This window comes from Muribacter muris, assembly GCF_001038205.1.
GTDB classification, from domain to species: domain Bacteria; phylum Pseudomonadota; class Gammaproteobacteria; order Enterobacterales; family Pasteurellaceae; genus Muribacter; species Muribacter muris.
This window is the reverse complement of sequence record NZ_JWIZ01000051.1, coordinates 1-1048: the sequence shown is the minus strand read 5'-3', so window position 1 is coordinate 1048 and position 1048 is coordinate 1. Positions and strand designations below refer to the sequence as shown.

1 protein-coding gene is annotated in these 1048 nt (G+C 48.8%); it reads left to right on the top strand.

Annotated elements, in window-relative coordinates:
* Window positions 1-1048, top strand: a 1048-nt coding sequence (locus RO21_RS08200) for a carbohydrate binding domain-containing protein (protein ID WP_047977311.1), incomplete at both ends; no start/stop codon positions are given.

The window sequence follows — 1048 nt, the reverse complement described above, 5'->3', positions numbered from 1 at the left end:
GGTCTTGTACAGCTTAATAATACTCTCACTTCAACCAGTACCACGCAAGCCCTAACTGCCGCACAGGGTAAGGCGTTAAAAGATGAGCTGGACGCCCTGTCTGTCGGCGGGCGTAATTACCTGCGCAACGGGCGCTTTGAAAATGCGTTAGCTCACTGGCAAAACTGGGGAGACTGTACCCGCCGTGTTGAGACGGCACATAATAAAAAATGGGTACGGCTGACAACCGATAACCGTGAGCTTTATCGGGGGATTGCACAAACGGTTGCAACCTTTGAGCCGAATACAAGATATACCCTGTCGTTTAAAGCCTATTCATTGCGTGAGAATGCCAAGTTACAGCTTGCGGTGCATCAAATCCCAAATAACAACCCGCAGGTATGGTCAAGCCCGATTGCGATAACCACTACACCTCAAACCTATGTGTGGTCGTTTACCTCAGCGGATTTAGACAATAAAACCGGTTTTCATTTAATGATAGGCGGAGTGCGTGAGCAGCCGTTTGATATTTATCTGACCGACATTAAGTTTGAAAAAGGACACCGCCGCAGCGATTGGAGTGCTGCCCCCGAAGATGTGATGGACAGCGTCCAAGACTATGTCCGTATGCATTATGTGGCGAAAGCGGGCGATACAATGACAGGGGAATTAACGATTAATGCCGCACAACCGATGTTGAGAATGCAACGCCCTAGCGGCGGCGGATTTTATTTGGGATTTCCCTCTACGACGTCCAATACTGCGGTGTGGTATGCCCAAAACCACGGCACCGGGCTTTTTTTGTTAGGTAATCAGGTGATGGCGAATAAAGATTTCTATGTCAGCACCCATAAAGTTTACCACGAAGGCAACGTATTACCGGCACGGCAAGTTAATCTGCGCTCAAATATGACTGGCGGTCCGGTAAGTTATCAAGATGCACGCCCTTCAGAATTATCCGAAGAAAGTGTGATGGGGTTATCCACCAAGGCGCTACTTAACGGCAGTGGTAACGGCTGGATGATGATTAACAAAAGCTGGTCGGAGGCATCGGGGAGTTATGCGATTA